The organism is Delftia sp. ASV31, assembly GCF_016428765.1.
Lineage (GTDB): Bacteria > Pseudomonadota > Gammaproteobacteria > Burkholderiales > Burkholderiaceae_C > Comamonas > Comamonas acidovorans.
This window is the reverse complement of sequence record NZ_JAELTK010000034.1, coordinates 30,855-54,061: the sequence shown is the minus strand read 5'-3', so window position 1 is coordinate 54,061 and position 23,207 is coordinate 30,855. Positions and strand designations below refer to the sequence as shown.

Here is a 23,207-nt window from a genome sequence, read left to right as displayed (position 1 = left end):
CTAGGCCTGCGGCACTGCCGGCGCCGGGGGCGGCGGCGGTGCCGCATCGCGGCGCGCCAGCCTGAGCAGCACATAGACCAGGGTCGCATAGGGCCACAGCCAGCCCAGCCACTGGCCCAGCCCGTAGAAGCGGATGAAGCGGCCCTGCTCCCAGGCCTGCAGCGTTTCCGAGAAATAGGCGCTGGTGGGCGCCTGATTCAGGATGCTCAATTGCAGCACCAGCACCAGCAGCAAGAGGGCCGCACAGGCCCGGCGCGGCAGCGGCATGGCCACCATGGCCAGGCCCAGGCCACCCCACACGCCCATGCGCACCGGCAGGTCCACCCACTCCCAGGCATGGGCCGGCCCCCAGCTCAGCGCGGCCGACAGTGCCGAGACACCGATGCCGATCACCACCGCAGAGCCCGCCAGTATGGCGCGCCGGCCCATGTGGCGCATCACGCAGTAGGCCAGCAGACAGGGCACCCACAGGCCCAGCATCACGCACAGCATCTCGGTCACGGGCGACAGCGGCGTAAGGGCCGACTCGCGCAGCGGCAGCCACATGAGGAAGGGCGTGCCTTCGAGCAGATCCAGCAGTCCCTGCTCCAGCCGCTCCAGCACCTGGCCCAGGCCAAAGGGGACGGCGGCGGGAAAGAGCAACGCCCAGGGCCACAGCGCCAGCAGAACCATGGCGCCGCCGCCGTCCTCGCCCAGCCAGTGGGTGCGAAAGGCGCTCCAGCGCGCCAGCGCGCCCAGCCGCTCCAGCAGCAGCGCCACCAGCGCCCCCAGCAGGGTGCCGCCCGCATTGAGCACCAGGTCCAGGTTGGAGGGAACGCGCCGCGGCAGGTAGATCTGCAGGAACTCCATGGACAGCGACAGCAGCGTGCCGGCCAGCGCCGCCAGCGGCACGGCCGCGCGCGGGCTGCCGCTGCGCACCAGGGCCAGCGCCAGGAAAAAGCCCAGCGGCGCGTAGCCGACGATATTGATGTTGACGTCGAACCAGGTCCAGTACGGCGGCGGGATCTTTGCCGTCAGGAAGACCAGCGGATCAATGCCCTGGGCACGCCAGCCATCGAAAGGAAACAGGCTGGCGAAAACGATGAGCACCGCATAGACCAGCGCCAGCGGCCAGGCCGAAGTCTTTTGCACCACGCCCTGCCTCCCTCTTCGTTGGATCGGTTTCTCAGAAAGGTTTGACGACCACCAGGATGACGATGGCCACCAGCAGCAGCACCGGCACCTCGTTGAAGAAGCGGAACCAGCGGTGGCTGTGCTGGTCCCGGTTGTCGATCAGCTTGCGCAGCAGGCGCGCGCAGGCGTGGTGGTAGCCGATGACCAGCAGCACGCCGGCCAGCTTGGCATGCATCCAGCCGTTGCCCGGCCCCTTGCCGATGCCATAGCCCAGGTACAGCCACAGGCCCAGGCCCAGTGCGGGCACGGCCAGCAGCGTGGTGAAGCGCAGCAGCTTGCGTGCCATCAGCAGCAGGCGCTCGCGCTCGGCCACCGAGCCGGGCGTGACCATGGCCACGTTGACGAAGATGCGAGGCAGATAGAACAGGCCCGCGAACCAGCTTGCCACGAAAACGATATGAAAGGCTTTGACCCACAGCATGCGGGCAGTGTACGTGCGTACAGGGGTGCGCCAGGCTGCGCAGGCGCAAAAGCCGAGTCCCGCGTGCCGGCGTCGTCGCCAGGGTTGCGGGGCCTGCGGCGGGAATGGGGCACAATTTTCGGCATGCATCTGTCCAGCCCCACCCCCTTCCCGCACAACCGCCCCCGCCGCCTGCGCCGCGACGCCTTCACGCGCAATCTGGTGCGCGAGAACGTGCTCACGGCCCATGACTTCATCTACCCCGTGTTCGTGCACGAAGGCACGAACCAGCGCGAGGCCGTGCCCTCCATGCCCGGCGTGGACCGCCTGAGCCTGGACCTGCTGCTGCCCGTGGCCGAGCAGTGCGTGCAGCTGGAGATCCCGTTCCTGGCGCTGTTCCCCGCCATCGAGACCTCGCTGAAGACGCCCGACGGCAAGGAGGCGCTCAACCCCGACGGCCTGATCCCGCGCGTGGTGCGTGCGCTCAAGAAGGAATTCCCGCAACTGGGCGTGATGACCGACGTGGCCCTGGACCCCTACACCAGCCACGGCCAGGACGGCATCCTGGATGAGTCCGGCTACATCATCAATGACGAGACCGTGCAGGTGCTGGTGGGCCAGGCCCTGAACCATGCCGAGGCCGGCGTGGACATGGTGGCGCCCAGCGACATGATGGACGGCCGCATCGGCGCCATCCGCGAGGCGCTGGAGGCCCACGGCCACATTCACACGCGCATCATGGCCTACAGCGCCAAGTACGCCAGCGCCTTCTACGGCCCGTTCCGCGACGCCGTGGGCACGCGCGGCGCGCTGGGCAAGGCCGACAAGAACGTCTACCAGATGGACCCCGCCAACACCGACGAAGCCCTGCGCGAAGTCGCCCAGGACCTGGCCGAAGGCGCCGACATGGTCATGGTCAAGCCCGGCATGCCGTACCTGGACGTGGTGCGCCGCGTCAAGGACGAGTTCGGCGTGCCCACCTTTGCCTACCAGGTCAGCGGCGAGTACGCCATGCTCAAGGCCGCCGCCGCCAACGGCTGGCTGGACCATGACCAGGTGATGATGGAATCGCTGCTGGCCTTCAAGCGCGCGGGTGCCGACGGCATCCTGACCTACTTCGCCATCGACGCCGCGCGCAAGCTGCGCGGCTGAGCGCATGCAGCCGGTGACGCCGCCCGCGGGAGCCGCTCCCGCCGCCAGGAACATGCGAATCTTCCACCTGCAGCCGGGCGGCGCCACCGAGCTGGCCGCCCTGCCCGACCAGGCGCCCGCGCAGGGATTCGTCTGGATCTCCTGCACCCGCGCCACCTTGCAGGAGCGGCTGGCCGAGGTGCAGCGCACGCTGCAGCTGCTGTCGGGCCAGCAGCTGGTGGACCTGCATGTCTCGGACCTGCTCAACGCCCAGCTGCCCTCGCGCTACGACTACACCTCGCAGTACGACCTGCTGGTGTTTCGCCGCCTGGCCAGCGGGCAGGCGCGTGCTGCCGCTTCCACCGGCGTGCCGGCGGCCCCCACCGCAGCGCCTGCAGCACCCGTGAAGCGCACAGGCCCGCCCGTGCTGCGCAACATCGACACCAGCCCCGTGGGCTTTGCCATGTTCGATCAGGTGCTGCTGTCCGTGCACCCCGACGACTGCACCGTGCGCGACGCCTATGCCGCGCGGCTGCTGGCCGCCGTGCCCAATGACCCCCGCGAGGGACGGCTGAACCCCACCTCCGGCACGCGGCTGCCTGCCAGCCCGCCCGACCTCATGCTGCGCGTGGTCAACCTTATCGTGGACGGCTTCCTGGACCTGCGCCGCGAACTGTCGCGCCAGCTGGACCACTGGCAGACCGAGCTGCTGCGCCCGCGCACGCGCTTTGCCAACTGGAGCGCCCTGCTGGACGCACGCCTGGCCCTGCACGAGCTGGACGAAGTCTGCGAAGACCAGCGCGCCGCCGTGCAGGACTGGACGGACGCGCTGGAGACCTGGGCGCCGCCTGAAGATGCGGCGGCGCTGCGCGAGCTGGACCTGCTCAAGGTGCGCAGCCGCGACGTGCTGGAACACATAGAGCGCGTGGTCCACCACGTGCGGCGGCTGGAGCAAAGCACCGAGACCGTGGTGCAGATGCATTTTTCGGTGCAGAGCAACCGCACCAACGACATCATGCGCACGCTCACCGCGCTGACGGCCGTCTTCCTGCCGCTGAACCTGATTGCCGGCATCTTCGGCATGAACTTCGAATTCATCCCCCTGGTGCACAAGCAGGACGGCTTCTGGTGGGCCATGGGCTCGATGACGACGATTGCCGTGGGCCTGACCGTGTTCTTCTGGCGCAAGCGCTACATGGCGCGCACGGCGCAGGACTAGGGCCCCGCCCGCTCCAGCGGCATCCACAGCGTGAAGCGATTGCCGCCGGCCAGCGGCGCCCAGTCCAGCCGGGCCTGCAGCGCCAGCGCGCGCGTGCGCATGTTCGCCAGTCCCTTGCGGCCCTCGGTGGGTGCCTGGGCGCGGTCGAAGGGGTGGCCGTCGTCCTCCACCAGCACCTGCACGCCGGCCCGGCCTTGCAGCGGGGCCTGGGCCGTGCGCACCGTGATCTCGCGCGCGCCGCTGTGCTTGATGATGTTGGTCAGCACCTCCTGCAGGATGCGCAGCACATGCAGGGCGGCCTGCGCGTCCAGCCAGGGCAGCGCGGGCAGGTCGCTCACCTCCCAGTGCAGCCGCAGCCCCGCCCCCTCCAGGCGCGGCCCCAGCCGATAGCGCAGCCCGGCCAGCAGCGCCAGCAGGTCGCAGTCCAGCGGCTCCAGCGAATCGATGGACAGCTTCAGGTCATCGATGCACTCCTGCAGCAGCTGCACCAGGTTCACCGTGCCGGCCTGGTTGAACTCCACCACGCGCAGCGCGCTCATCAGCGAGGAGCCCACGCCGTCGTGCATCTCGCGCATCAGGCGCTGGCGCTCGTGCATCAGCGTCTGCTCGCGCTCCCCGGCCAGCAGGCGCTCATGGGCCTGGGCCAGCTCCGCCTCCTGGGCCTTGAGCCGTTCCGCCAGATGCAGGTTGGCGTTCTCTGCCACGGCCAGCGCGCCGTTGTAGCGCCGGTAGGCCACCAGCAGGAACAGCGTGAACAGCCCCAGGTACACATAGGGCGTGAGGTAGATGCTCTCTATGCTGATCAGGTAGCTCTGCAGCGCCAGGTCATGGAAGCCGATGGGAAACGACAGCAGCATCCACACCGCCAGCATGGTGCTGCCGCCATCGCGCATGCGCCAGGCGCCCGCCACGGCCATGCACAGCACCAGGATCTCCGGCGGCACCATCAGCAGCCGCAGCAGCGGCAGGATGGTCTCGTGCACCGGCCCCCACAGCGGCACCGCCACCAGCAGCACCGTGCCCACATAGCCCTGCAGCACCCGGGCCAGCCAGGGCCGGCGCCTGCGCTGCATCAGGCACAGGAAATGGAAGGCCGCCACCGTGGCGCCCATGAGGCCGGCCAGCGTCAGCCAGGAGAACCAGCCGTCCGACAGCGCCAGCCCCTCGCCGTCCACCATGAACTGCAGCGAGCCCAGCAACTGGCACAGCGACATCAGGAAGAACAGCAGGAACACCACATCCCCGCGCCGCCGCTGCAGCGTCCACAGCGCCAGCGCGAACAGGCCCAGCACCAGGTAGGAGCCCGCCGTGTAGACCACCAGATCGGCCTGGAGCAGGCTGCGCAGTCGCCAGGACAGGCGCAGCGACTCGGCCGGCCCCGCCCACAGGCTGGACAGCGCCCCGCCCACGCCCTGCTGGCTGGCCATGCGCACATGCACCTGCAGCGGCCTGCCCGGCTGCGCCAGCCCGCCCAGGTCCAGCCACACCGGCCGGTTGAAACTGTTCCATACCCGGCTGCCGCGCGTCTGCCAGGCCAGCGCCCCGTCCACATACACCGCCACCGTGCCCACCGTCTGCCAGCGCGGGATATACAGGCGCGCGCCCTGCGGCGTGGGCGCCAGGGCTTCAGGCGGCACCACAGCGCGGAACCAGCGCACCTCCGGTGGCGCCAGGGCCAGGTCGCCGCTGCCCGACACGGCCCTGTCGCCTCCATAAGGCAGGTCCACATCGCTCCACGGCGTCGATGCATCCAGCACCGCGTCGTCGGCCGACGCAAGCGCCGCAGGCGGCGCCCAGTGCGGGCTGTGCGACCGCCACAGCTGCGCCTGGCGCAGCTGCACCGCTTCGCCTGCGGCGGGGCCACGCAGCCCGAACGCCCCCGCCAGCAGCATCGCCAGCGCCACCAGCCCCGCCGAAACCAGCAAGACCCTCCCCTGCAGCAGCGGCTGCGTCATCTGCCCACCCTGGCGGCGCTCATTGCCGCCCCTCGGCCAGCCAGCCGCGCTGCAACGCCACATGCATCATCTGCGTGCGGCTGGACACCTGCAGCTTGCCGTAGATGCGCCGCACGAAGGTGCGCACCGTATGGCGCGACACGCCCAGCTGGCGCGCCACCTCGTCCAGCGTATGGCCACGCGCCACCAGGCGCAGCACCTCCAGCTCGCGCGCAGACAGCGCCTGCGCGGCGGCCTGCGGCTCGGCAGGCGGCTGCAACCCGGCCACCGCCCCGGCCCGCTGCTGGCGCAGCAGCAGCTTGCGCGCCACCATGGGATTGATGGGGCTGCCGCCCGCGTGCAGGCTGCGCACTTCCTCCAGCACCGCGTCGGCGGCCAGGTCCTTGAGCAGATAGCCCATGGCGCCGGCCTCGATGGCGGCCAGCACATGCTGCTCGTCGCCAAAGATGGTGCTGACCATCACCGCCGCCCCGGGGTGGCGGGTGCGCACGGCAGCAATCACCTCCAGGCCACTGCCGTCGGGCAGGCCCAGGTCCACCAGCATCACGTCCATGGCACCGGCCCCATCGGCCCGGCCGAGCTGGTGCAGGGCCTCCGCGCGGCTGGCTGCCGCCCAGCACAGGACCATGTCCTTCGCGGCATTGATCACGCCCACCAGGGCGTGGCGGCAGGCGGCGTCGTCCTCCACCACGGCCACGCGGATGGGTGTGGCGCCACCCGTCGCGGCGGCAGAGTAAGGGTCTGTGTGCGTGTCCATGGAGGTGGAGTGCGTGGCGAGGGCCGCATGTTCACATGGAACAAGACCGCTGTCATGTCGCCCGGATAGGCGATATGGGCGACATGGGCGGCATGGCGACCCCGCCCCCTCTCATCGGCCATGTAGCCCGAACGGGGGACATACAGAAAGCCGGACACCCCATAGATTTGCCCTCTTCAGCACATCACCGAGATGCTGTGCCTACCGAGGGGGTCCGCCATGTCCATCATCCACCCGTCTGCTGCAGCCGACGTACCACCCATGCCCACGCCGAGACCCTGGGGCCGGACATCCCTGGGCCTGACGGTCGGGTTGGCACTGGCCCTTGCCGGCGCCGCGGCCCGGGCAGCCACACTCACCGTCACCACCGCCGGCGAGATTGCAGACACCGAGCCGCTGTCTCGTGCGCAATGCTCGCCTGCCGCAGGCGACCGCAACTGCGACACCCTGCGCGATGCCATCAACCATGCCGCCGATGGCGACATCATCGTCTTCGGCGCGGCCCTGGATGGGCAGACCATCTCGCTGACCCGCTTTACCAACTGCCTGGACACCGGGCAGGCCGCCGGCGCCACCTGCCTGCCGCTGGCCAGCTGGCCCGGCTACGTCTCGCAGTTCGGCCCCAGCGCCTTCTTCATCAGCGGCAAGCGCATCACCATCGATGCCACCGCCAATGGCCTGACGCCCCAGGGCGTGAGCGTGCAGCGCCTCGGTACCGCACCTGGTTTCCGGCTGTTCGACATTGATGCGCAGGGTGGCCTGGTCCTGCGCGGCCTGACCCTGGCCGGGGGGCAGGCCACAGGCGGCTCCAGCCGCTTTGGCGGCGGCGCGCTGGGTGCGGGCGGTGCCATCTTCAATCGGGGCCAGCTCACCATCGAACGCAGCACGCTCACGCGCAATCACGCACAAGGGGGGCAAGGAGGCAGGCTTTCCTTGAACTCCTTTGCAGGTGCCGGCGTGGGCGAGGATGGGACTTTGTCCCCGGGGGGAGGGCCGAACGCTGGCGGCCCGAACGATGGCGGCCTGGGCGGTGGCAGTGGCAGCGCCAGCGGCAAGAACGGCGGCTTCGGTGGTGGCGGCGGCGGCTCCGGCGGTGGCGGATTTGGCGGTGGTGGTGGCCGTCGTGGCAGCGGTGGCGGCTTCGGCGCTGGCAACGGTGGGGGCGGCCCCTTCGACGCTGGCGGTGGCGCAGGCGGCATGGGAGGGGCCATTTTCAACAACGCAGGCACCTTGACGCTGAACCAGGTCACCCTGGCTGGCAACGGTGCACACGGCGGGCTGGGCAACAGCAGCGGCGGCGGCGCCGGCCTGGGTGGCGCCGTTTTCAACTACAACGGCGTGCTCACCATCCGTTTCTCCACCCTGGCCGGCAATACCGTGCAGGCCAATGGCGACGACAACCCGGCCGCGCAAGGCGGCGCCATCTACAGCCTGGGCGATTCCCAGGCCGCCTGCAGTGCGGGTGGCAACATCAGCTGCACCCGCAGCGGCGCCTCGCTGGAAATGCAGGCCAGCATTGCCCAGGACAGCGTGTTCGAGCCGCCCACCAAACAGCCCGCTGGCAGGGACGTGGTGCTGGACCTGCGCAATGGCGGCACCAGCGATGCCAGCGGCAGCAACAATCTGCTGGGCCTGGCGCAGGCCCTGAACAATGCCGACATCAGCGCCCTGGCCTTCACCACGGGCAACCCGCAGCTCGGCCCCCTGGCCAGCCACGGCGGCCCCACCCAGACCATGTTGAACAGCACCGGCAGCCCGGCACTGGACGGGGTGGCCTGCACGGCCGCACCCGGCACGGACCAGCGCGGCGTGGTCAGGCCCCAGGGTGCACGGTGCGACATCGGCGCCGTGGAGGCGAACGTCTTCCAGGCGGCATTGACCGTGCTGGCCAGCGGCGCGGGCGGCGTATCGGCGCAGCCCTCCCCGCCTGCGGCCACGGGTGCCGTACAGGACTGCGGCCGCCCAGGCGGCCTGTGCCAGGCCGGCTATGGCTACTTCGAAGGTGCGCCCACCCTGGTGACCCTGGCCGCCACGCCCGACGCTGGCCATGCCTTTGCCGCCTGGAGCGGCGCCTGCAGTGGAAGCACGCCCACCTGCAGCGTCACCATCGATGCAGCCAGGAGCGTGCAGGCCAGCTTCACGGCCTTCAGCGTCACGGCAAGCCTGCCCTCCGGCACCTACGGCACGGCCTACAGCCAGCCGCTGGCGCCCGTGCCCAGCGGCGGCGTGGGGCCGTTCAGCTACAGCGTGAGCGGTTTGCCCGCAGGCTTCAGCCAGGCCGCCGGCACCCTCTCGGCCCCAGCCACGCAGGCGGCAGGCAGCTACAGCTTCACGCTGACTGCCACCGATGCCAACGGCGCCACCACCGAACCCGCAGCCGTGACCGTGGTGATCGGCCCGGCGGCCACCAGCGCCCACCTGTCGGCCTCCCCCGCTGCGCCAGGCCCTGGCCAGAGCGTGACTTTCAGCGCCCAGGTCACGCTGCCTGCCGGCGCCAGCGGCACGGTGGATTTCTTGAACGGAACGCAGGTGCTGTGCGCCAGAGTTGCGGTGACTGGCGGGCAGGCCAGCTGCAGCGTGCCCCGGCTACCACCGGGCACGGCCACGGTGCAGGCGCGCTATGTGCCCGGTGATGGCAATACCTCCGGCTCGGACAGCAACACCGTGACCGTCACGACAGCCGCTGCGGCGCCCATTCCAGCGCTGGGCGCCGGGGGGCTTGCGCTGCTGGGCCTGCTGACCGCAGCGGGCGCGGCGTTGTCGCGCAGGATGGGCACTTCACGGAAAATCGGCGCTGGCACATCGCCACGCACCCCCAGGAGTTCCCCATGACCGCATCCGCAAGCCGGAGCCCGCTTTCACGCCGCAGCCTGCTGGCCGCCAGCGCAGCCACCGGCCTGGCCCTGTGCGAAAGCGCCCTGGCCGCCCCCGCCGCCCCCGGAAAAAGCACCGAAGCCGCCGTGCTCACCATCAGCGGCCCCGGCGTGCGCGGCAACCGGGGGCCGCTGGACCCGGTGGCCGACCTGCTGCTGAAAAACCATGGCCTGGCCTTCGACTCGGCCTGGACCACAGGGGCCCATGCGCTGGAGCGCCTGCCCACGGTGGAGATCACACCCCATATCGAATACGACGGCCAGCCCCACCGGCTGCGCGGCCCTCTGCTGGCCACCGTGCTGCAGGCGGCCGGAGTGGACAGCGCCGCCGCAGCGGCCAAGGGCCAATGGATCACCCTGCAGGCCATCGACGGCTACCGCGCCCAGCTGCCGCTGGCCCAGGCCCTGCAATGGAGCATGCTGCTGGCCACGCACATGGACGGCCGGCGCCTGGGCCTGGGCGGCCTGGGCCCGCAATGGGCCATGTACGACGCCGACCGCATTGCCGATCTGGCCGGCAAGCCCCTGAAGGAACGCTTTGCGCAGGCGCCCTGGGGGCTGTACCACATGGGGCTGCACGCGCAGCAGCCGCAGGGCTGACCCCAAGGCTGCGCATGGTTCCGTTTCGGCGGGGCTGTGCAGGACCTCCGCAAGGGGGTGCCGGCTCCTTTGCCCGGCCCGCCAACCTGCACAGCCCTGCCACCCGTTGGCGGCGGCAAGCTCAGCATAGCGTTGACCACATTGCAACCCGGCCTGCGGCGCGCATTTGGAGTACCATTTCGCGATCCCTTCGGGGATACGGGCTTGGCGGCCCGGAACAACGTAGGCGCAGCAGCCGCACGCCTTTTTCACGAGGCAGCGGCTTTTTCATCTTCCCGGTGCTGCGCCGGGCACGGTTCCGTTTTTGGCGGGGCTGTGCGGGACCTCCGCTAGGGGGTGCCAGTTCATGCCAAAGGAGCCGCCATGTCTGACCTCGATGCACTCAGCGGAGCACACGCCTCCCCGCCTTTCTTCTCTTCCCCGCAAGTGCCGAGGGAAGAGATCAGCCTGTACTACCCCATTTCCGAATACGAGGTCTATCGCCTCAAGGACTGCATGCACCAGATGGGCCTGGTGATCGACCTGTGCTGCATGGCCGGCCCAGACCAACAACTGAACGACCTGGGCGGGCTGATGAGCTTCCTGACCGCGCAGCAGCGCGCGCTGCGGGGCACGCTGCAAACCGTGCAGGCGCGCAAGGCGACGCCGGGGCCGGCCTGTGATCCTGACCCCGGGGGTTGATCAGGCCAGTTGCGGACACTCGCGCAGCACCGATCAGCACAGCTTGTCGCCGAGGTAATCGGGAAGGCGATGCCCGTTCATATCGGCTGCGCCTCCGCAAGCACTTGGGCCCGGAACTTCAAAGGCAGGTCTCCGGGCGTCAGCAGATCAACGCGAAGGCCGAGCAGCGATTCCAGCTCGTCCTGCAGGCCGCCCAGGTCGAACAGCGTCGCGCCCGGCAATGCATCGACCAGCAGGTCGAGGTCGCTGCCGTCCCGGTCTGTGCCATGCAGCACGGAGCCGAAGACGCGCGGGTTCGCAGTGCGGAAACGGCTGGCCATTTCACGCACTGCGCTGCGATTCATGTCGAGCACCACGGACGGTCGCATGGACATCCTTTCCTGTTGAGACTTCTGGAAAGCCTATTGCATCAGGCACCGGGTTTCAAGCAGCACTCCCGGAAATCCCGATGCCTGGATTTTCCATGCCGGGCCACGCCCGGCACGGCAGATCAGGCCAGGTGCTGGTCGAAGAAGGCCAGCGTGCGGTCGCGCGCCTGCAGGGCGCTGGCCTCGTCGTAGGCGCTGCGCTGGTCGCAGTTGAAGCCGTGGTCGGCGTCGTACAGGTGCACCTGCACATGCTTTTGCGCCTGGGCGAAGGCCTGCACGGCGTCCACAGGAATGTGCGTATCGCGCCGGCCGAAGTGGGCAATCACGGGGCACAGCGGCTCGCGACCCATCTCCAGCGGCGTGGTCATGCCGCCGCCGTAGTAGCAGGCCGCAGCCGACAGGCTGGGCAGGTTGCAGGCCGCGCGCCAGGCCCACAGGCCGCCCCAGCAAAAGCCCACGATGCCCACCTTGCCGCCGGGCACCAGCGTGGCGGCATGGGCGATGGCGGCCTCGATCTCGGGCAGCACGCCGGGCTGGGGCAGCGCCTCGGCGGCGGATTTCAGCGCCATGCCCTTGGCACGGTCGGCATCGCCGTAGCCCAGGTCCACACCGGCCTCGACACGCGTGAACAGTGACGGCGCCACGGCCATATAGCCGCGGGCAGCCAGACGGTCGGCCACGGCGCGGATATGGGCGTTGACGCCGAAGATCTCCTGCAGCACCACGACGGCGCCGCGCGCGGGCACATCGGGCCGCGCCACCCAGGCCGGCGAAGCCGTGCCATCCAACGAAGTCAACTGCACAAAACTGCCCATGTCCGTGTTCCTTTCTGTCTGAGAACCTGTTGTGATTTCCCGGTGGGCGGACGCGCCCCGCAATGCTGTAATGGCGGCGGGCCGGCCCGTGCGGCAATTCTTTCACAGGAGACATTCGATGGAACGAAAAGTCGTGCGTACCGGCAAGGGCCGGGCACAGGTGGGCGGCGGCAACCTACAGGGAATGCGATGGACCTCAAACCGCTGATCACGCTGGTGGCCATCATCAACCCGCTGGCCATCGTCCCCTTCTTCATCCACTACACCGAGGGATTCAGCACGCAGCAGCGCCAGCAGACCATTCGCACGGCGGCGCTGGCCTCGTTCTGCGTGATCGCGGCCTGCGCCATCATCGGGCTGCAGGTGCTGGACTTCTTCAACATCTCGCTGCAGAGCTTTCAGGTGGGCGGCGGCCTGCTGCTGCTGATCAGCGCGATGAACATGCTCAACGCCCGCCCTGCCGAGGAACGGCCCAACGCGCCCACGCTGGTCGCTGGCGCGGAAAAGGCCGCCATGGGCAACAGCATTGCCGTGGTGCCGCTGACGATTCCGCTGCTGACGGGGCCGGCCTCCATGTCCACCGTGGTGATCTACGCCGACCAGGCACGCACCATCTGGCAGCACCTGGCCCTGGTGGGCTATGGCGTGGTGGTGGCGCTGGTGGTGATGGTCTGTTTTTCGCTGGCCGACCCGATCGCCCGCGTGCTGGGCAAGACCGGAATCAACGTGATGACGCGGCTCATGGGCCTGATCCTCGCGGCCCTGGCCGTGGAGGTGATGGCGGGCGGGCTGGTGAAGATCTTCCCCATCCTGGCCTCGCCCGCGATCGTGCCCTGAGCGGGCTGGCTGGCCGATTGAAGGCCCGCCGGATCAGGCCGGCACGGCCCGCGCGCGGTCGGCGCTGCCGTCGCAGGCACCGCCGCAGCCCGTGATGGGCTGCTCGGGCAAGGCCTCAGGGTGCGCCAGGGAGCCCGTGGCGGGATCGAAGCCCGCACTGCGCAGATGCAGGGCCAGCGCCGCATCCATGGTCTGCGCATGGTGCACGAACCAGGCCGCCAGCTCGCCCGCCATGCTGCGGATCACGGCCAGATCACCGGCCACCGCCTTGGCCGCCCCCTCGCGCATCACCTGCAGCACCACCTTGTGCTGCAGGCTGTGGCAGTTGGTGCTGGTGAAGCGCGTGGACTGCATCCAGCGGTCTTCCTGGTCGAAATGCAACTGCGTATGCGCGATCAACTCATCCCAGCGCGTGCACAGCTGCGCATCATCGGCCGCCTCCACCTCGGCCAGCAGCAGGACGAACTCCTGATGCACCTCGTCCATGGCCGGCAACTCCAATGCCAGCGCTCCGCTCCATTCCAGCACGGCCATATGCTTCTCCTGCCTTCATCGTGAAAGCCTGCAGCTTAGGAACAGCACCGCCCAACCCGTTTGACCCACATCAGCCAACCCGAAAACAGCAAAGCCCCGCGAGCGGGGCTTGGTCAAGGCGGATAAAACTGGCGCGCCCCAACATCAGGGACGCCAAGCAAGAGCCGCCTCGCGGCGAGGGCGTCGCCCCCTCCCTCGCGTAGCGAGTAGAGAGGCGCCGTGCAACGGGGAAGCGGCGTCAGCCGCTCAGGGGGAGCTTACTGTCCAAACTTCCGCTTGGCATCAGCCACGCAGGTGTCCTTGGCAGCGCCGCTCATGGTGTCGCAACGGGCCTTGGCAGCCTTGTAGTCAGCTTCACGGGTTTCCTCGGCAGCGTCCTTGCGGGTTTCTGCCACGTTGGCAGCCTTGGCTGCGGAGTTGGCAGCGGGCTCGGCCTGGGCCTTGTTCACCTTGGCGGCTTCCACGGCGTGCACGTGGGCGGCCTTGGCATCCTTCACGCAAACATCCTTGGCGTCGCCCTTGAGGTCGTCACACTTTTCCTTGGCGATGTCGTAGTCGGCATCGGCCTTGGCGATGAGGGCCTTTTCACTGTTCTTGGGCGAGGGATTGCGGCGCGATTCCAGTTCGGCCTTGGCCACGTTTTCCTGGCCCTTGGCCTGCTTCTCGCAGACGTCCTTGGCGTTGCCCTTCAGCGGCTTGCACTGTTCCTTGGCGGCCTTGTAGTCGGCCTCGATCTGGTTCTTGGCAGCCGTGTGCTCCGCATTGGTCATGGCCATGGCGCCGGAGGCCATCAGGCCCAGGGCGACAGCGGAAAGCATATGGCGAAAGCGTTGCGGTGTTTGCATGATGGAACTCCTTGTATTTGTACTGAACCGGCCCTTGGTGCCTGCGGCGGCGGGCCATTGGTGCGTGCCCTCAGGCACGCTGGCTGTCGAGGAGCGGATGGCGGCGCCGGCCAGGGCGCCTAACCCATCCGCAGTCCACCCTCGTCAGTCTTCGAAGCGGAAGTCGGGATTGCGCTTTTGCCAGTCGGTCAGCTGCTTTTCGGCAGCGTCGCGGGCCAGGCCCTGGCGCTCCTGCAGCTTGCCCAGGAATTGCTCGCGCTTGCCGGCGATCACGTCCAGATCGTCATCGGTGAGCTTGCCCCATTGCTCACGGATCTTGCCGGTGAATTGCTTCCAGTTGCCCTTGATGCGGTCTTCATTCATGGCTTGGTCCTTTCAGTGATGTTGAAGTAGCGCCGTGCAATCAGGCCTTGTTTTTTCAAAGCCGCGATCTGCATCAGCGACGGTTCCACTGTAAAAAACCTGGGGGCTGCGCGCCGTAGTCTGGACCTAGTGTTGACGGTCGTCCCAGGGGCAGCCGAGACGGTGGGATCGGGACTACAGCCCCTGACGGACGCGCGGGAAGCACTGGGTCAGGCGCGGCCCGCCCCTGCCCTGAGTACCCGGCCTTTCCCCGTATGTCAGCGCCTGCGTCGTGGCGGTTGCGGGGTTGCAGTCCCGCCGAAGGACAGGACTGCTTCGTCATCTGACTCGCAGTGATTGTTTGAACGTAGCGCGCAGCGCGAAGAGAGTTTCACGGCGAACCCCGCGGCCGCCACGGCGCAGGTTGCCCCGCAGCGAAGCGAAGGGGTCGCGGACATTCGGGTCGCCTTCTTTGATCTGACCTTTCTTGGCGAATCAAGAAAGGGCAGTCGGCTGCCGGGCCGAGACCCGGCCTCGAAAAGCAACCACCCGGCAGGGGCGGAAAAAGCCCCACTTGCTTGCAGAGCCAATTGCCCGAGAACAAAAAACGGCCAGCGGATGCAATGCACCCACCAGCCGTTCTCAAGAGAATGGATGGGCTGGAAATCCAGCCGCCGCTCAGTGCCCCTGCTGCCCCAGCCACGCATCGATCTGCGCAATGGCCGCATCCGTGGCCTTGGCCAGGGCCTGGGCGCCGCCTGCGGCATCGCCGGAGGCGGCAGGACTGCGCACCTCGAACAGCTTCTGACCCAGCAGGCGGTCCACGGCACCGCTTTGCTCGACCAGGGTGGCGCGCAGGCGCACGACGCCGGCACTGGAGCCGGGCGCGTCGAAGACTTGGCTGAACTCTTCGATGTCCACGCGCAGCAGCGTGGGCACGGCACCCTGCAGGCGCGGCTGGGCCACGCTTTCGCTGCTGGCGAGCACGGGGCGCTGCAGGCCCAGTTGGCTGCGCAGGCGCTGCTGCAGCAGCAGTGCAGGAGGCTGGCTCCAGCGCGCCAGCTGGTAGGGGCGCAGTTCCTGGCCGTTGGCATAGGCCAGGCGGTAGAACATGGCCGTGCTGCCGTCGGACAGGGCGGGTGCCTCCACATCGGCCAGCGCCAGCGGCGTGCGAGCCTGCGGGGCTGCGGATGTGGCGGACTGCGCGGGCGCGGACAGCGGCGCCAGGCCGAAGTCATAGCGCGCGGGCTGGGCGGGGGGCTGCGGCAGGGCCGAGCAGCCGGCCAGCAGGATCAGGGCGGCGGCCAGTCCAGCGCTGGCCACGGCGGTCTTGCGAGATAGGGGCATGCGGGTTCCTTGGGTCAGGGCTGGGTGGCTGCGGACGGGGCGACGAAGCCGGGCTCGCCCGGCCCCGGACGGGCCTGGCCCGGCCCGTAGATCACGGCCTGCGGGTTGTCGCTGAAGCGGCTGGCCGCCGTGCCCATCTGGCGCGCGGCGCGCGAGACATCGTCGGCCGCGCGGTTGGCGTGCGGCACCGTGCTGCGGCCCAGCGAATCGGCCATGCGGGTCAGTGCGCGCGTGCTTTGGGCGATCTGCTCCAGCGGCCCATCCTGCGCGTTCACGCGGCGCACGGTCTGCTGCAGTTCGGAGGCCACGGCAGAGGCGCCGTTGCTGGCCTTCTCCAGCGACTGCAGGGTGTTGTGGGCGTCGGCGGCGAGCTGCGGCACCTGGGTGGACAGCGTGCGGTCCAGGTTCTGCGTGAGCTGCTGCACGCCTGCGGCAGCGGCCGCAATGTTCTCCAGCGCCTGGCTCACGCGCTTTTGGTTGTCGGTGTCCAGCATGTCGCTGAGGCGGCGCGAGATTTCATCGGCGCGCTCCAGCAGCACCTGCCCCTGGTCGGCCAGCATGCTCAGCGGCGACGAGCGCAGCGGCAGGCGCGGCAGGCCGCTGGGGCCCGGGGGCAGCTGGGGCTGAGGCTGGTCCGCATCATCGAGCTGCACATGGGCCAAGCCCGTGACGCCCTGGTAGCCCAGCACGGCGAACGTGGTGGGCGTGATGGGCGTGTTCACACCGATGGCGATGCGGATCAGCACGTTGCCATTGGTCTGCGGATCGAACCCGATCTGTGTGACCTTGCCCACCGCCACGCCCTTGTAGCGCACGGCAGCCTGGGCCTGCAGCCCGCTGATGCCGTCCTTGGTGGACAGCTCGTACTCGTTGTACTGCCGCGTATCCCGCGTCAGCCAGATCGCCAGCCCCGCCAGCAGGGCCGCCACGACCAGCACGAAAATGCCGGCCGCCATGGCATGTGATTTGTTTTCCATATCAATGGTCCATAACGTTGAGCCCAGCAAAACAAGGCATGGGGCCACAGCCCCAAGGGCCAGCACTCAGAGCGCGGCCTTCAAAACCGGCGCACCCCAAGGCAAGGGACACCGAGCAAGGGCCGCCCCGCCGCGAGGGTGTCGTCCCCCCCCGCAAAGCGAGAGGGGGGAAGGCGCGAAGCGACTCAGGGGGGCTTCTCATACCGTGCTCATCGCGCGCCTGCCGCGCTCGCCCTGGAAGAAATGCTCGATGAACGGATGCTTGAACTCGGCCACCTCGCGCGGCGGGCCGCTGACCAGCACCTTCTTCTCGGCCAGCACGGCCACGCGCGAGGACAGGGCGAACAGCGTGTCCAGGTCGTGCGTGACCATGATGACGGTCAGGCCCAGTTCGGCACGCAGCTCGCGCAGCAGTTCGCAGAATTCGTCGGAGCTGGTGGGGTCGAGGCCGGCCGTGGGCTCGTCCAGCAGCAGCAAGGGCGGGTCCATGATCAGCGCCCGCGCCAGCGCCACGCGCTTGATCATGCCGCCCGAGAGATCGGCCGGCATGCGCGAGGCATGCTCAGGCTTGAGGCCCACCATCTGCAGCTTGACCAGGGCCGCGTCGCGCACCAGATCGTCGGGCAGCGTGCCCTGCTCGCGCAGCGCGAAGGCCACGTTGTCCAGCACGCTGAAGGCCGAGTACAGCGCCCCATGCTGGAACAGCATGCCCACGCGGCTGGCGGCGCCCTCGCGGCCCATTTCGCTGGCCGGACGGCCCAGCACTTCGACACGGCCCTTGGTGGGCTCCAGCAGCCCCAGCATCTGGCGCAGCAGCACGGTCTTGCCCGTGCCCGAGCCGCCGACGATGGACAGCATCTCGCCGCGCTGCACATCCAGGTCCAGGTCCTGGTGCACGGCAAAGGCGTTCTCGCCTTCGCCGAACACGCTCCACAGCCCGGCGATGCGCACGATGGGCTCGTCGGCTGCGGGCGTGGAGGAGGTTTCGGTGTCCATGGCCATCAGATGCCTACGTCCTTGAACAAGATGGCGAAGATCGCATCCACCACGATGACCATGGTGATGGCCGTCACCACCGAGGCCGTCGTGCCCTTGCCCAGGCTCTGCGTATTGGGTTCCACGCGCAGGCCCCAGTGGCAGCCGATCAGGGCGATGAGGGCGCCGAAGACCACGGATTTGCCCATGGCGATCCAGAGGTTGCCGATCTTCACGGCGGCAGGCAGGGCCTCGGCAAAGTAGGCGCCCGTGACGCCCATGGTGAGGTCGGCCGCGAGCATGCCGCCGGCCAGCGCGGCCAGCGTGGTCCACAGCGAGACCAGGGGCATGGCGATGGCCAGCGCCAGCGCGCGCGGCAGCACCAGGCGAAAGCCGTGCGGTATGCCCATGACCTGCATGGCATCCAATTCCTCGGTCACGCGCATGACGCCGATCTGGGCGGTGATGGCCGAGCCCGTGCGGCCCGCCACCAAAATGGCCGCCAGCAGCGGACCCAGCTCGCGGATCAGCGAGATGCCCAGGATGTTGACGATGAAGGATTCAGCCCCGAACTGGCGCAGCTGCAGCGCCATCAGGTAGGCCAGCACCACGCCGATCAGAAAGCCCACCAGGGCCGTGATGGGCAGGGCCGTGGCGCCCATGGAGTAAAGATGGCCAGAGATGTCGCGCCAGGGCCCCCGGTGCGGCGCACGCGCAAAGCGCAGCAGGTCGATCAGCAACTGGCCGATGAGCCGCGTCATCTGCGCGAAATGGCCGCAGGCGTTGATCACCAGGCAGCCCAGGCTGTCGATGCGCTCCAGCAGGTTCAGGCGCGGGGGCGGCGGCGCAGGCTCCTTGGAGAAACGGCCCACGCGTTCGAGCATGGCGCGCTGCGCATCGCTGGCCGCAAGACGCGCGGGCAGGCGACGACCCCAGTGGTTCCACAGCAGCTGCGCGCCCACGTGGTCCAGCCAGTCCAGCCCTTCGAGGTTCCAGCCCAGGTCATCGCCCTTGGCATCGGCCAGCTGCGCACGCAGCTTGCGCCACTGCGCCCGCCGGCCCAGCTCGGCCGCGCCCCAGGAACCGGTCAGCAACGCCCACTGGCCATCGTTGTCGCGGCGCAGGCTGCATTGGGGTGGATTGTTGAGGGCAGACAAGTGCGGGAGATCCTTGGGGGTTGCGAAGGCGGGGCGCGCGGGCAGGGCCGGGCGGCATTGCAGCCAAGACCGCAGGATAACCGAGCGGCGCGGGCCGCAGATTGCCTGGCGACGCCGTGCGCACGACAGCTTTGCCCTACGCGTGCAATTTTTATCAAAAAACCAGCGCGACAGCCATGACTGCTGCATGCGATGCTGCAAAAAAAGGAGTCCAGCGCGCTTTCCCTCTCGACAGTGCGCATGCCGTCCGCACAATGGGCCGAAGCACCAACCCCGGCTCCCAAGGACGCTCCGGCCCGCAGCGGGCGCCCGCCCATCTCCATGAGCAACACCACCTTCGACTACATCGTCATCGGCGCCGGCACGGCGGGCGCCCTCCTGGCCAATCGGCTTTCGCGCGATGGCCGCAGCCGCGTGCTGCTGATCGAGGCGGGCGCCAAGGACGACTACCACTGGATCCACATCCCCGTGGGCTACCTGTACTGCATCGGCAATCCGCGCACCGACTGGCTCTACCAGACCGAGCCCGACGCAGGGCTCAACGGCCGCAGCCTGCGTTATCCGCGCGGCAAGACGCTGGGCGGCTGCTCCAGCATCAACGGCATGATCTACATGCGCGGCCAGGCCCGCGACTACGACGGCTGGGCCGAGCTGACCGGGGACGACGCCTGGCGCTGGGACCAGGTGCTGCCGGCCTTCCGCCAGCATGAAAGCCATTGGCGGCTCGATGCCGGCGGCAACGCCGATGCGGGCTTTCGTGCCCTGCACGGCGGCACGGGCACAGGCGGCAGCGCTGAATGGCGCGTGGAGCGGCAGCGCCTGCGCTGGGACATCCTGGACGCCTTTGCCGAAGCCGCGCAGCAGGCCGGCATTCCGGCCACAGAGGACTTCAACGGCGGCAGCAACGAGGGGGTGGGCTACTTCGAGGTCAACCAAAAGGGCGGCCTGCGCTGGAACACCGCCAAGGCCTTCCTGCGGCCCACCTGCTATGGCCGCCCCAATTTCGAGCTGTGGACCCATGCCCAGGTCAGCCAGCTGCTGTTCGAACAGCTGCCCGCCGGCGGCCTGCGCTGCAGCGGCGCCCAGGTCTGGACCGGCTCGGAAATGGTCAACGTGCAGGCAAGCCAGGAGGTGCTGCTGTGCGCGGGCGCCGTCAACTCCCCGCAGATCCTGCAGCTGTCGGGCATCGGCCCAGGCGCGCTGCTGCAGAACCACGGCATTGCCGTGCGCCACGACCTGCCCGGCGTGGGCGAGAACCTGCAGGACCATCTGCAGATCCGCTCGGTCTACAAGATCAAGGGCGCGCGCACGCTGAACACCATGGCCAATTCGCTGTGGGGCAAGGCCGGCATCGGCCTGGAATACCTGCTGCGCCGCAGCGGGCCGATGAGCATGGCGCCCTCCCAGCTGGGGGCCTTCACGCGCAGCAGCCCGCAGCAGGAGCACCCCAATATCCAGTACCACGTGCAGCCGCTGTCGCTGGACGCCTTCGGCGAGCCGCTGCACGGCTTTCCGGCCTTCACGGCCAGCGTCTGCAACCTCAATCCCACGAGCCGGGGCACGGTGCGCATCCACAGCGGGGACTTCCGCCAGGCGCCGGCCATTGCGCCGCACTACCTGTCCACACCCGAGGACCGGCAGGTGGCCGCCGACAGCCTGCGAGTGACGCGGCGCATCGTCGGCCAGAACGCACTGGCGCGCTTCGCCCCCGAGGAATGGAAGCCCGGCGTGCAGTACCAGAGCGACGAGGATCTGGCGCGCCTGGCCGGCGACATCGCCACCACCATCTTCCACCCCGTGGGCACGACGAAGATGGGCCGCGCCGACGACCCCATGGCCGTGCTGGACAGCCGCCTGCGCGTGCGCGGCGTACAGGGCCTGCGCGTGATCGATGCAGGCGCCATGCCGCGCATCACCAGCGGCAATACCAACAGCCCGACGCTGATGATGGCGGAGAAGGCCGCCGGCTGGATTCTTGCGGACCGGCAAGGACAGGGCCAGGAGACCGCACGGGAGAGCACGGAACCGGCCGTTGCGCTGGCCGCCTAGGACTGCTCCTGCAGCAGCGGCGGAATCGCCGCCAGCAGCGCATCGATGGTCACGCGCAGCCGGTAGGGCAGAAAGCGCGTGCGCGGCCACAGCACATGCAGGGGAATGCGCGCGGCCGGTACGTCGGGCAGCAGGCGCACCAGCGCTCCGCTGTCCAGCGCACTGCGCACCCGCCACAGCGGCATGTGGGCCAGGCCCGCGCCCTGCAGCGTGGCCGTGGCGATGGTCTCTATGTCGTCAAAGCCCAGCGCCGGCTCCAGCACGGGCGCGGCCAGCGACCCATCCTCACCGGCCAGCCACCAGGGGGCAGCGCGGCCGCTGCGCATATAGGCAATACAGCGATGCCCGGCCAGGTCGGCCACGCTGCGCGGCGCGCCATGGGCCTGCAGATAGGCGGGTGATGCGCACAGCACCATGGTTTGCATGCCAAGGCGCCGCGCAACCAGCCAGTCGCTGTCAGGCAGTTCCCCGCTGCGTATGGCCAGGTCGATGCCGTCATCGGCGAAGTCCAGCTGGCGGTCGGTGAAGCTGGCCTCGATGCGCAGGCGCGGATGCAGCTGCGCCAGCTCCAGCAGCAAGGGGGCCACGTGGTGGCGGCCGAAGACCACGGGTGCGCTGATGCGCAGCCGGCCCACCACTTCCCGCCGCCCGGCTTCCAGCATGTGCCGGGCGGCATCCAGGTCCTCCAGCGCCTGCGCGCAGCGCTCGTAGAACATCTGGCCGTCCTCGGTCAGCCCCAGGCTGCGCGTGGTGCGCACGAACAGCCGCGCGCCCAGGCGCTCTTCCAGCCGCGCCACGGCCTTGCCAACGGCCGAGCGCGTAAGGCCCAGGCGCTCGGCCGCCTGGGCGAAGCTGCCGGCCTCGGCCGAGGCAACGAAAGCGCTGACGCCTGCCAGCCTGTCATTTGCAATTGGTTCCATAAATTCTACAAACCATAGCCTCAATTGAATCAATGCAATTATGAGGGAATCAATAGACTGAAGTCCTGTTTGATACCTGCCTCGAAAGGACCGCCTTCCATGACCGTGCCTGCGTCTTCCCCATTCATGCAGCAATGGCAACTGCCCGCTCTGGGCCATGAAAACCTGCAGCTGGTGCAAGTACCCATTCCCGAGCCCGGGCGGGGCCAGGTACTGGTGCGCGTGCATGCGGCATCGCTGAACTACCGCGATCTGCTGATCCTGCGCGATGGCATGGGCATGGTGCCGGCCCTGCCCCTGGTGCCCGGCTCGGACATGGCTGGCGAGGTGGTCGCCCTCGGCCCGGGCGTCGCGGAGTTCGCGGTTGGCGACACCGTGATCAGCACCTTCTTCGCCGGCTGGCAGGACGGCGTGCAGCCGCGCACCAGCCTGCCGCTGGGCTCGCCCGGGCCGGGCATGCTGTCGGAATACGTGGTGCTGGGCGAAGACAACCTGGTCGCCTCGCCCCTTCAGCTGGACTTTGCGCAGGCCAGCACCCTGACGTGCGCGGGCGCAACCGCCTGGTTCGCGCTGGCCGAGTCCGCGCCCACGCGGCCCGGCGACACCGTGGTCATCATGGGCACGGGCGGCGTGGCGCTGTTCGCCATGCAGATTGCCCATGCGCAGGGTGCGCGCGTGGTGGTGGTTTCGGGCAGCGACGACAAGCTGGCGCGGGCTGCGCAGCTGGGTGCAGACCACGGCATCCACCGCCACCGCACGCCCGACTGGGCCGCCGAAGTGCGCGCCCTCACGGGAGGGCGTGGTGCCGACCATGTGCTGGAACTGGCCGGGGGGGATAACTTCGGCCGCTCGCTATCGGCCCTGGCACAGGGCGGCCGCGTGTCGGTGATCGGCAATCTGCAGGGCGATGAGCTGCGCGGCTCGGTCTATCCGCTGCTGCTGGGGCGCGCCACCGTTCAGGGCATCGGCGTGGCACACCGGCGTGCGCTGCAGGATCTGGTGCGTGCCGTGGACTGGCTGAAGCTGCAACCTGTGATCGACAGCGAATACGCGCTGGCCGATCTGCCGGCAGCCCTGGAGCATCTGGAGCGGGGTGCTTTCGGCAAGCTGGTGCTGCGCATGCGCTGAACGTCCGGCAACCGACAATCATCGCTCCAGCCCTTTGCTGGTGCAATCCCGCACTTTTGCGGTAACTGCGGGAAATCCCCGATGCACCACCCAGGTGCGACCATTAAAGTCCACCCACTCTCGC

General features: G+C 68.9%; 22 protein-coding genes. 8 read left to right on the top strand and 14 right to left on the bottom strand.

Translation table 11 applies throughout. The features are described from left to right. Both JHD82_RS14295 and JHD82_RS14290 read right to left on the bottom strand, forming a co-directional pair. Positions 1-1,134: a VanZ family protein gene (locus JHD82_RS14295; protein WP_199137084.1), complete on the bottom strand. Its 1,134-nt coding sequence runs from the start codon at positions 1,132-1,134 to the stop codon at positions 1-3. A 31-nt stretch (positions 1,135-1,165) separates the two neighbouring features. Beyond that, positions 1,166-1,594 (bottom strand): CopD family protein, encoded by a 429-nt coding sequence (locus JHD82_RS14290; protein WP_013800243.1) that lies wholly within the window; start codon positions 1,592-1,594, stop codon positions 1,166-1,168. Between the two features lie 123 nt (positions 1,595-1,717). Between JHD82_RS14290 and hemB the strand changes: the two genes are divergently transcribed. Then, the gene (hemB, locus tag JHD82_RS14285) at positions 1,718-2,725 is read left to right on the top strand and encodes a porphobilinogen synthase (RefSeq protein WP_013800242.1); all 1,008 of its coding nucleotides are present in this window, start codon (positions 1,718-1,720) and stop codon (positions 2,723-2,725) included. Between the two features lie 4 nt (positions 2,726-2,729). Then, positions 2,730-3,923, top strand: a complete 1,194-nt coding sequence (locus JHD82_RS14280) for a magnesium transporter CorA family protein (RefSeq protein ID WP_123695559.1) — start codon at positions 2,730-2,732, stop codon at positions 3,921-3,923. On the opposite strand, the gene JHD82_RS14275 is transcribed toward JHD82_RS14280, so the two are convergent. Next, positions 3,920-5,878, bottom strand: coding sequence for an ATP-binding protein (locus JHD82_RS14275; RefSeq protein WP_199137082.1), 1,959 nt, complete (start codon positions 5,876-5,878; stop codon positions 3,920-3,922). The two genes, JHD82_RS14280 and JHD82_RS14275, sit on opposite strands and share 4 nt — an antisense overlap. Positions 5,879-5,897: 19 nt before the next feature. Continuing rightward, positions 5,898-6,635, bottom strand: coding sequence for a response regulator transcription factor (locus JHD82_RS14270; RefSeq protein ID WP_012202316.1), 738 nt, complete (start codon positions 6,633-6,635; stop codon positions 5,898-5,900). Positions 6,636-6,854: 219 nt separating this feature from the next. Between JHD82_RS14270 and JHD82_RS30310 the strand changes: the two genes are divergently transcribed. The 3 genes from JHD82_RS30310 to JHD82_RS14255 all read left to right on the top strand — a co-directional run bounded on the left by JHD82_RS30310 (position 6,855) and on the right by JHD82_RS14255 (position 10,789). Beyond that, entirely contained in the window at positions 6,855-9,467 is a 2,613-nt protein-coding gene (locus tag JHD82_RS30310; protein ID WP_199137081.1) for a choice-of-anchor Q domain-containing protein, read from the top strand. Next, positions 9,464-10,108: a molybdopterin-dependent oxidoreductase gene (locus tag JHD82_RS14260; RefSeq protein ID WP_199137080.1), complete on the top strand. Its 645-nt coding sequence runs from the start codon at positions 9,464-9,466 to the stop codon at positions 10,106-10,108. Before JHD82_RS30310 ends, JHD82_RS14260 begins: the two co-directional genes overlap by 4 nt. 363 nt (positions 10,109-10,471) lie before the next feature. Then, positions 10,472-10,789 (top strand): hypothetical protein, encoded by a 318-nt coding sequence (locus JHD82_RS14255; protein WP_047218820.1) that lies wholly within the window; start codon positions 10,472-10,474, stop codon positions 10,787-10,789. A gap of 77 nt (positions 10,790-10,866) precedes the next feature. On the opposite strand, the gene JHD82_RS14250 is transcribed toward JHD82_RS14255, so the two are convergent. Continuing rightward, positions 10,867-11,157 (bottom strand): nucleotidyltransferase family protein, encoded by a 291-nt coding sequence (locus JHD82_RS14250; protein ID WP_013800234.1) that lies wholly within the window; start codon positions 11,155-11,157, stop codon positions 10,867-10,869. Positions 11,158-11,279: 122 nt separating this feature from the next. Further along, positions 11,280-11,972, bottom strand: coding sequence for a dienelactone hydrolase family protein (locus JHD82_RS14245; RefSeq protein WP_199137079.1), 693 nt, complete (start codon positions 11,970-11,972; stop codon positions 11,280-11,282). A 189-nt stretch (positions 11,973-12,161) separates the two neighbouring features. Between JHD82_RS14245 and JHD82_RS14240 the strand changes: the two genes are divergently transcribed. After that, positions 12,162-12,809 carry a MarC family protein gene (locus JHD82_RS14240; protein ID WP_123695576.1) on the top strand — a complete coding sequence of 216 codons (648 nt, stop codon included), beginning with the start codon at positions 12,162-12,164 and terminating at the stop codon, positions 12,807-12,809. Between the two features lie 33 nt (positions 12,810-12,842). Here JHD82_RS14240 and JHD82_RS14235 read toward each other — a convergent pair whose 3' ends face one another. The 7 genes from JHD82_RS14235 to JHD82_RS14205 all read right to left on the bottom strand — a co-directional run bounded on the left by JHD82_RS14235 (position 12,843) and on the right by JHD82_RS14205 (position 18,986). Then, complete coding sequence (locus JHD82_RS14235) at positions 12,843-13,343, bottom strand: hemerythrin domain-containing protein (protein WP_199137078.1); 501 nt, start codon at positions 13,341-13,343, stop codon at positions 12,843-12,845. Between the two features lie 257 nt (positions 13,344-13,600). Then, complete coding sequence (locus JHD82_RS14230; protein WP_012202309.1) at positions 13,601-14,188, bottom strand: hypothetical protein; 588 nt, start codon at positions 14,186-14,188, stop codon at positions 13,601-13,603. Between the two features lie 144 nt (positions 14,189-14,332). After that, positions 14,333-14,551: a CsbD family protein gene (locus JHD82_RS14225; RefSeq protein ID WP_012202308.1), complete on the bottom strand. Its 219-nt coding sequence runs from the start codon at positions 14,549-14,551 to the stop codon at positions 14,333-14,335. 657 nt (positions 14,552-15,208) lie between these two features. Beyond that, positions 15,209-15,877 (bottom strand): ABC-type transport auxiliary lipoprotein family protein, encoded by a 669-nt coding sequence (locus JHD82_RS14220; RefSeq protein ID WP_199137077.1) that lies wholly within the window; start codon positions 15,875-15,877, stop codon positions 15,209-15,211. Between the two features lie 14 nt (positions 15,878-15,891). Further along, the gene (locus JHD82_RS14215) at positions 15,892-16,854 is read right to left on the bottom strand and encodes an MlaD family protein (protein ID WP_012202306.1); all 963 of its coding nucleotides are present in this window, start codon (positions 16,852-16,854) and stop codon (positions 15,892-15,894) included. Between the two features lie 198 nt (positions 16,855-17,052). Continuing rightward, positions 17,053-17,856 carry an ABC transporter ATP-binding protein gene (locus tag JHD82_RS14210; protein WP_012202305.1) on the bottom strand — a complete coding sequence of 268 codons (804 nt, stop codon included), beginning with the start codon at positions 17,854-17,856 and terminating at the stop codon, positions 17,053-17,055. Continuing rightward, positions 17,856-18,986: an ABC transporter permease gene (locus JHD82_RS14205; RefSeq protein ID WP_012202304.1), complete on the bottom strand. Its 1,131-nt coding sequence runs from the start codon at positions 18,984-18,986 to the stop codon at positions 17,856-17,858. Before JHD82_RS14205 ends, JHD82_RS14210 begins: the two co-directional genes overlap by 1 nt. A gap of 321 nt (positions 18,987-19,307) precedes the next feature. Between JHD82_RS14205 and JHD82_RS14200 the strand changes: the two genes are divergently transcribed. Continuing rightward, positions 19,308-21,035 carry a GMC family oxidoreductase gene (locus JHD82_RS14200; RefSeq protein WP_199137075.1) on the top strand — a complete coding sequence of 576 codons (1,728 nt, stop codon included), beginning with the start codon at positions 19,308-19,310 and terminating at the stop codon, positions 21,033-21,035. Here the strand turns inward: JHD82_RS14200 and JHD82_RS14195 are convergent. After that, entirely contained in the window at positions 21,032-21,955 is a 924-nt protein-coding gene (locus JHD82_RS14195) for a LysR family transcriptional regulator (protein ID WP_012202302.1), read from the bottom strand. The two genes, JHD82_RS14200 and JHD82_RS14195, sit on opposite strands and share 4 nt — an antisense overlap. Positions 21,956-22,054: 99 nt before the next feature. Between JHD82_RS14195 and JHD82_RS14190 the strand changes: the two genes are divergently transcribed. Then, positions 22,055-23,083 (top strand): NAD(P)-dependent alcohol dehydrogenase, encoded by a 1,029-nt coding sequence (locus JHD82_RS14190; RefSeq protein ID WP_233174737.1) that lies wholly within the window; start codon positions 22,055-22,057, stop codon positions 23,081-23,083. Positions 23,084-23,207: the final 124 nt, after the last annotated feature.